At 65.1% G+C, this 6,002-nt stretch carries 7 protein-coding genes; 2 read left to right on the top strand and 5 right to left on the bottom strand.

Annotated features, from left to right (window positions below; genetic code table 11):
* Positions 1 to 63 precede the first annotated feature (63 nt).
* The 4 genes from LB541_RS28260 to LB541_RS28245 form a co-directional block, all read right to left on the bottom strand.
* Complete coding sequence (locus LB541_RS28260) at positions 64 to 369, bottom strand: hypothetical protein (protein ID WP_140499015.1); 306 nt, start codon at positions 367 to 369, stop codon at positions 64 to 66.
* 199 nt (positions 370 to 568) lie between these two features.
* A complete protein-coding gene (locus LB541_RS28255; protein ID WP_224620099.1) occupies positions 569 to 1,531 on the bottom strand; it encodes a helix-turn-helix transcriptional regulator in 963 nt (320 codons plus the stop codon).
* A 327-nt stretch (positions 1,532 to 1,858) separates the two neighbouring features.
* Positions 1,859 to 2,926, bottom strand: coding sequence for a helix-turn-helix domain-containing protein (locus LB541_RS28250; RefSeq protein WP_140559819.1), 1,068 nt, complete (start codon positions 2,924 to 2,926; stop codon positions 1,859 to 1,861).
* A gap of 94 nt (positions 2,927 to 3,020) precedes the next feature.
* A complete protein-coding gene (locus tag LB541_RS28245) occupies positions 3,021 to 4,148 on the bottom strand; it encodes a KamA family radical SAM protein (protein WP_140565318.1) in 1,128 nt (375 codons plus the stop codon).
* A 126-nt stretch (positions 4,149 to 4,274) separates the two neighbouring features.
* On the opposite strand from LB541_RS28245, the gene LB541_RS28240 reads away from it, so the two are divergent.
* Positions 4,275 to 4,628 carry a hypothetical protein gene (locus tag LB541_RS28240; RefSeq protein ID WP_140565320.1) on the top strand — a complete coding sequence of 118 codons (354 nt, stop codon included), beginning with the start codon at positions 4,275 to 4,277 and terminating at the stop codon, positions 4,626 to 4,628.
* 87 nt (positions 4,629 to 4,715) lie between these two features.
* Positions 4,716 to 5,246, top strand: a complete 531-nt coding sequence (locus tag LB541_RS28235; RefSeq protein WP_224620098.1) for an imm11 family protein — start codon at positions 4,716 to 4,718, stop codon at positions 5,244 to 5,246.
* Positions 5,247 to 5,270: 24 nt separating this feature from the next.
* Here the strand turns inward: LB541_RS28235 and LB541_RS28230 are convergent, their stop codons facing one another.
* Entirely contained in the window at positions 5,271 to 6,002 is a 732-nt protein-coding gene (locus tag LB541_RS28230) for an SDR family oxidoreductase (protein WP_140499026.1), read from the bottom strand.

Here is a 6,002-nt window from a genome sequence, read left to right as displayed (position 1 = left end):
CACGCGCCAACGGCGCCGGCGCCGCGCGCCGGCGCCTCTGATGATACGCCGAGTCCGTTCTGGTTACGGACAGGTCTTCTTGCCGCAGACCGCGATGCAGATCGCCGGGTTCGAACAGGTGTAGGTTTTTCTCGAGCTGGTCCCGGACGAAGACCCGCTGCTGGAAGCGGCGATCTGCCCGGACGCGCCTTTGGACAGGTCCAGCGCCTTCATGTCGGGATCGCGCGCGGCGATCTTGCCGCATGTTTCGCTGCCGCAGACCGCCCTGCAGATTGCCGGATTCATGCATTTGTAGGCCGCGAAGACCTCGGTCGGAAGAATTGCGCAGAAAACCGTAATGCCCAGTATCAAGCTTCTCGCCGCACGCATTTTTATCTCCAGGGCCAGCTTTCCGATGTCACGGAGGCCTGGCCGCTCGCCCCCGCTCCCGCGCATGCCGTTGCACCCGCGTCCGCCGGCGCGACCATGCCCGCACCGTGGATAAAGGCGTATCGCACTGGCGGCACAGGCAAGTGGCACTGACGGAACAGGTGACCGGGTTTGCCATGCGTGAGCGGCCGCATGCGTCTCACGGCGCGCGGCCGGCGCGCACCTCCGATGGGGTCATGCCATAGCGGGACCGGAACTGCCGGTAGAAGGTCGAGGGTTCGACCAGCCCCGCCTCGAAAGCGAGGTCGGCGATCGGCCTTGCTGAAAAAAGCGGGCTGGCGAGCTGCCGGTGGACCCGCTCCAGCCGTCTTTGCATGACATAGTCGGAAAACCCCTGCCCCTCTTCGGCGAAAAGGCGCCTGATGTAGCGCGGGCTGAGCCCCAGCCCCCGGCCCGCCGTCTCTGCCGAGAGGCGCGCTCGGTGCAGGTTCTCCTCGATATAACGCTTGATGGCATGCATGCGGGCGGTACGAACGCCGCGGCCGGCGACCACCTGCTCAACCTCGCGGTTGGCGCCGACCGCCGCGGCGAACAGATCGGCAATGTGCTGGGCGGCCAGCGGCGCCAGACCGGGGCCGATCGCCCCACCCGCCACCGCCTCGACATAGGCCAGCAGAAGCCGCGCTTCAGGCGTGCCGGGATTGATGGCATCCGGCCTGAGATCGCCGACATGGCGAAGGAGAGGAGTGAGCGTCGATCGGGCAAATCGCGCGCAGATCGTCCAATCGCCGTTCTGCGCCCTCGCTCGCCAGCTCCGGTCCATCGGCATGATGCAGGGCGCACCGGGCGAGGTCTCAACCGCCTCGTGCCGTGCCGTATCGAAACGCCACCCGCCCGCGATCCAGGACACCACCAGGTCGTCATTGGCGTCCTGCTGGAGCGCGGGCGTGCGTTCCCAAGCCATGGGCGCGACCTGCCCGTGGGCCACGCTCACCCCTGGCAGGATGGTGGTGGAGGCGCTTAGCCGCAACTCGCCGCGTTCAAGCGGCGCAAGGTCCAGCCGCATGCAGATGCGGCCATAGAACTCGCGCACGGCAGCTTCGCGCTCTCGGGCCGCGATCGCGTCCGTGGACAGAACTATGATGGTGTCCTGGTCGGCCACCTGCGTTCGATCCCCGCTCAGAACCTCACGGGGTGCCGCCGATGGCGGGCGCCGTTTGCTGCCTCTCCGCTCTAGACAGTGCCATGAACCCCTCCAGTGCCCTCGACGTGGTGTGAGCCTTCGGCCGCTTTTCGCGCGGGCTGCGGCAGAATTTCAAGACCTATGTGAGGGCTCCGCGCAAATGTGGCATGAGGCGCAGGGAATGTGGCCGCTGGTGCAACCGATCGGGGAAATCGCCTCGGAAAGCACGGGAAGGCTCTTCACATGCCTGCTGATCGGACACCGCTTGTCCATTGATTCATTTGCCTTTCGGCTGGCACGCCGCCTCTATCGCAGTTCGCGGATCCAGTGCCACATGGTGCGGTTCTCGCCATGGCCGAGGGACTGGCTGCGCCCATGGGCGGCATGTGCCCGCATCTCCCGCGGGGTCATGTCGAAAGAGCGGCGGAAGGCGCGCACGAAGCTCTTGCGGTGACCGAAACCATAGCGATCGGCGATCTCGGCAATGCTTTCGTGCCGGCGGCCGGGATCGGCGAGTTCGGCGCGGCAGCGGCGCAGCCTCTCCTCCTGGATATATCTGGAAAGACCGCCATGAGGTTCGAAGAGGTAATAGAGCTTGCGCATGGAAATGCCGAACATGGCGGCGATGGCCTCGGCGGTGAGGTGCCGGCTGCGGATATGCGCGTCGATGTGGCGACGGATCTCGCTGGTCAGCGCCAGGTGGACCGAGGCGGCGTTTTCCTCCGCCACGGCCGAATTCACGGCTGCGGCGGCGAGTTCCAGCGTCGGCCCGATCACCGCCTCGGCGTCCTGACGGCTCATTGCGGGCGCGGCCCCGTAGAGGCCCACAAGATGCCCACGCAACAGCGCCGCCAACGGCGCGTTGCCGGAAATGACGCGCATATTGTGCTCGTCCGGCGCCTTTAGGAATGGCGCCAGCAGGCGGCGCGGCATGGTCAGGTTGAGGCTGTCGAAATCGGACGTACCCGTCGACTGGGCCTGTGCCAGGTCGGCCACGATCAGGTCCCCCGACGAGGCCTTTTCATCCGATGCGCCATCGCGCCGTCCATGGCTTCCGCGCAGGCAGACCTGCACAGTGATGTGATCGAGGCCGTCGCGGCTGATCCGGGCGCGCGAGCGGTCGAAGCTTTGCGCGATGCACCCATACGAGGTGAGAACGATCTCGCCGAAGTGAAAGGCATCGGCGTGGAAATGAAACCGGTCATCGCCGGCGTTGCGCAGGCGAACGTCGTAGAGCAGGCCGATATTCTCCTGCCACAACGCAAGGGCTTGCCGAGGCGCCAGGCCTGCCGTGTCCAGCACGCAGTGCTGAACCCCGGTGTCGACGAATTGCCGTTGGGACACAACGCCTTGACTGCTGCCTGCCGCTGCCACCGCCCATGCTCCGCAACCGCGAACCGCTCACAATATGCATTTATGCCGGGGCGCGACAACGCCTGATCGCACGGACGCCGCCGGGAATGTGGACTCAGAGCTGGCTCACCACTTCTGTATATTCCCTCACCTTTCCATCCTGCCCACGAATGCGCCAGTTGCCGCCGTCGCGGTCTTCCACGTAACCCGGCCCGATCGGCACCTTGCCGCCACCGTCGGGCAGGTCGAGCACGTAGATGGGATTGCAGATGCCGGACAGGCGCGCGCGCAGCGCGGCCACCAGCGCCTGGCCTTCGGCGATCGTGGTGCGGCGGTGCGCCATGCCGCGCGCGAGGTCGCCGTGGTGAAGGTAATAGGGCTTTACCCCCAGGCGGTACATCAGCTCGCGGCAGAGTTCCTCCTGCACCTCGACAGTGTCGTTGACGCCCTTGAGCAGGACGCTCTGGTTGAGCAGCACGAATCCCGCCTGCCGCAAGCCGCGGCAGGCCGCCTCGGTCGCATCGGTGATCTCGCGCGGATGGTTGAAATGGGTGACGACCGTGATCATCAGCCGGCCTTGCAAGGCAGCGATCAGCCCTGGCGTGATGCGTGAAGGCAGCGCGACCGGCACGCGGGTGTGGATGCGCATCAGCCGCACATGCGCGATCGCCTCGATGCGGGCGCGGATTTCGTTGAGCGCCTTGTCGGGCAGCGAGAGCGGGTCGCCGCCGGTCAGGATCACCTCGCGGATCTCGGGGTGGGAAGCGATATAGGCGAGCGCCGGCTCCAGGGCTTCGCGCGTATAGCCGCGTCCGATCGAGGTCAGGGACTCCTTGCGGAAGCAGAAGCGGCAATAGACCGCGCATTGATAGGTGGGAAACAGCAGCACCCGGTCGGCATGGCGATGCGTCAGCCTGGGCACCGGACTGAAGGCGTGGTCGCCGATCGGGTCGTCGAGCTCGCCTTCGCCGGTCACCAGCTCGTCGGGAGACGGGATGACTTGCGCCCGGATAGGATCGGCGGGGTCTTCCCAGTCGATCAGGTCGAGATAGGATTTGGGGATACGCACCTTGTGGCGGGAGGCTGCTTCCTGGGCCGTCGCGCGTTCGCCTGGCGACAGCGGCTGCACGGCCAGATCGCGCACATGGCGCACGCCGGCGCGGATGTCGTCCTGCCAGGCGGCGTCGGCATCGGAAACGGGCTCAGCTGCGGCCGTCGTCGCATCGTGGAGCTGTGTGGTCATGGGGTTCTCGAGGTTTTTAGCGGACCTATCGGCCGGATGGCCTGCCGGGTCAACCGCCTTGCGCCGGCCTTCCCCGTGTAGCAAGGAGGGTCTGTGCTCTCGAAAATGCCGCGGAGAAGACCCGGGATGAGACTTGTGGTGTTGGTGGTGCTAGCCACGGTGGCAACTGGATGTGTGAGCTCTCCGGTGGATTATGGGGCCTCGCTTTCGACGCAAGACCCGAAATGGATATCGCCGGAATGCCAACAGGCCCGGGTCGAGGCCTCGAACTATGATGCGCGTGAAAAAGAGCATCCCGGTTGGGGGACCGGTGTCTTCCTTGGCCCTTACGGATTGGGTCTCGCGGCAGCCATCAAGGAGCACGAGCAAAAGGAGCGCAAGATGTTCGCCCGCAGGATACATTTGCAGTGCTCGAGTTTGCCGCTGCCGAACGAACTCGCGGGCGAGCCGAGCCCCCCGGCCACGACAAAATATCCATAGATGATATGCTTTGATGCTTCTGAAGGCAGGCCAGCGTTTGATGGGATCGCAGAAGCGGAAGCAGGCCTGAACTTGGGAACGCCGGCGATGACGACCATTTACGAATTCGCGGTTGTCGAGGGCCAGGAATGGGTGCTTCCGGTCGACGAGGCCTACTACGAGGTCTTCTCCTCCCTTGACGGAACACCCCTCGAGAACTGGGATCCACCGGTCATGCGCCGCGTGTCGGAGGGCGACCCCCTCTATTCGGACTTCCCTTGGCTTGGCGAGCATGCGCCGCTTTTGCGCAAGCCTGCCGTCGACGCGCTGAAGGCATATCTGCTGCCCTATGGCCAGCTGATCCCGTTGCGCGGGGAAGAGGTCTGGCTTTTCAACGTGACCACCGTGATCGATGCGCTGGACGAGGAGCGGTCTGGAATCGTCTATTTCGATGACGGCGCCATTCTCGCGATCGAGCGATACGAATTCGATGCGGACAAGATCGGCACCGCCGAAATGTTCAAGCTGCCGATGCGCGCGTCCCCGGTGTTCGTCAACGACGCATTCGTCAATCGCGTGCGCGACGCCGGACTGCGGACGGTATCGTTCAAACCCAGGTGGCGTCGCATCGAAGCGTGACGTTTGACGACCCTGCGATGCCAACTAGATCAGGTTCTGTCCGCCATCGATGCGGATCGTCTCGCCGGTCGTGAATTCGCTTTCCATGAGGTAGAGATAGGCAGGGGCGACGTCGGCGGGCGTAGCGACCTTTCTCGCGGGCAGGCGGGCGGCTATGCCGGCGAAAAAACCGGATTTGGCCTCACCGACGAGTTCGTCCCACATCGGCGTGTCGACCCATCCCGGCGACACGATATTGACGCGCGTCGGGGCCAGCTCCAGCGCCAGCGCCCGGGCGAAATAGCTGAATGAACCGGCGATCGCGGAAACAACCGAGCCTCCGGGAACCGGCGGGCGGTCCTTGTTGATGCCTGATGTAAAGGTCATCGACCCTCCGGCTTTCAGCGTGCGCACGCCATGTTTGGCGAGCATCACGGCGCCGATCAGCTTGTTGTCGACGAAGCGCCGCACGTAGTCCATGTCGGTCTGGCCGATCGGGTCGTTGGGCGGCGGCGTGCCGGCCGTCGAGACGAGGTGGTCGAAGGCACCGGTTTCGTCGAACATCCGGGCAATGTCCGCTTCCTTCGTCATATCAGCCGAAAGGCTTCGCACGCGACCGCCTGGGCCGAGCGTCCGTTCCGCGGCCTTGAGCTTTTCGCCCGAGCGGCCGACGATCACCAGCTCCGCGCCGCGCTCCAGCGCGGCTGCCGCTACGCCGAGCCCTATGCCGGAACTGCCTCCGACGACAATAATTCTCTTGCCTTTGAGCGATGCCAT

It is taken from the genome of Mesorhizobium sp. BR1-1-15, from assembly GCF_020165475.1.
GTDB lineage: Bacteria > Pseudomonadota > Alphaproteobacteria > Rhizobiales > Rhizobiaceae > Mesorhizobium.
Note: the sequence above shows the minus strand (reverse complement) of the source record. Positions and strands in the feature narration are given on the sequence as shown.

Coding starts and splice junctions, on each gene's coding strand:
- LB541_RS28260 (WP_140499015.1), bottom strand. CDS start 369: ATGCGTGCGGCGAGAAGCTTGATACTGGGCATTACGGTTTTCTGCGCA.
- LB541_RS28245 (WP_140565318.1), bottom strand. CDS start 4,148: ATGACCACACAGCTCCACGATGCGACGACGGCCGCAGCTGAGCCCGTT.
- LB541_RS28240 (WP_140565320.1), top strand. CDS start 4,275: ATGAGACTTGTGGTGTTGGTGGTGCTAGCCACGGTGGCAACTGGATGT.
- LB541_RS28235 (WP_224620098.1), top strand. CDS start 4,716: ATGACGACCATTTACGAATTCGCGGTTGTCGAGGGCCAGGAATGGGTG.
- LB541_RS28230 (WP_140499026.1), bottom strand. CDS start 6,002: ATGGCATCGCTCAAAGGCAAGAGAATTATTGTCGTCGGAGGCAGTTCC.